Origin of the sequence: Blastococcus mobilis, from assembly GCF_900188025.1 — a bacterium.
Classification (GTDB): domain Bacteria; phylum Actinomycetota; class Actinomycetes; order Mycobacteriales; family Geodermatophilaceae; genus Blastococcus_B; species Blastococcus_B mobilis.
Map to the genome: position 1 here is coordinate 1 of NZ_FZNO01000085.1, position 1,101 is coordinate 1,101.

The window sequence follows — 1,101 nt, forward strand, 5'->3', positions numbered from 1 at the left end:
CGAACGGCTGCGCGGCTACGTGCAGGAGCGCCTGTCGGGCCAGATCCGTCGGCCCGACGGGACGGCGGCGTGGGACCGGCGACAGCAGCGTGGAAGGGCCGAAACAAACCGCGGCGGCAAGACCGCCGCTGGGCGACGGCGTGGAGCCCTGAGCAGATCGCTCGTCGGCTGCCCATCGACTTCCCCGAAGATGACGCCATGCGTATCTCGCACGAGGCGATCTACCAGGCGCTCTACGTGCAAGGACGCGGCGCGCTCAAGCGTGAGCTGGTGGCGTGCCTGCGGACCGGTCGTGCGCTGCGCGTGCCACGAGCGCGGACTGCCTGGCGTCCGGACGGTTTCGTCTCACCCGAGGTCATGATCAGCGCCCGGCCCGCGGAGGTCGAGGACCGGGTCAAGGGCCTTGACGTGCTCCCCCGATTGGACTCGAACCAATAACCCTGCGATTTGATCTTGATACCGTTGACGTGCCTTGAACATTTATGAAAGGCCTGATCGAAGGCCGGAAGGAGTGTTGACTGTGACGGCTGGTGACTGGTTCCATGCGGCAGTATTGGGTGCCTAAAGAGTGCCTGACGGGCACTTGTTAACACGACGACAGCGCTGATCTCGCCGACCGCGGCCCGCCGCAGGCCGTCATCTCGGGGGGCCGGAGACGGCGTGCCGGGCGGAAGCGAGCCACAGCGTCTGGGCCGCCGGCCTCCCACCCCGGATCAGCGTGCCGGACGCGGCGCGCCGCCGGAAGGGCGCTGTCGCGTCCCTGACGGGATGGGCCTTCGGCCCACCCTTCCCCCGGCCCACCGCGTCCGGACTACAGCGGGTTACGGGAGGCCGGAGCCCAGGTGTGGAGTGCTCACGCAACTGCTGTGGGACGGGCACCGCGTGTCGAAGATCTGGAGCCGGACGAGCTGCGGGCCAAGTAGCACCGATACGCCCGAGAGGTCAAAGCTGCGCATCTCCGACCGAGCACGAAGTCGACAGCGCCGTAGCTGCCGACGTCGCCCCCTAAGCCCGGATGCACCGTGACGAGCGGCCACTGCCTTGAGTGATCTTGGTTTCGGAGTGGGGAAGCGTTCGGCGCGCTGAGGGCAGGGTGGTCCC

Annotated in this window: 1 pseudogene; it reads left to right on the forward strand. The window is 68.1% G+C overall.

What is annotated here, in order from left to right:
* Positions 1-393 (forward strand): annotated as a pseudogene (locus CHB94_RS24355) (IS30 family transposase); the annotation flags it as partial.
* Positions 394-1,101: the final 708 nt, after the last annotated feature.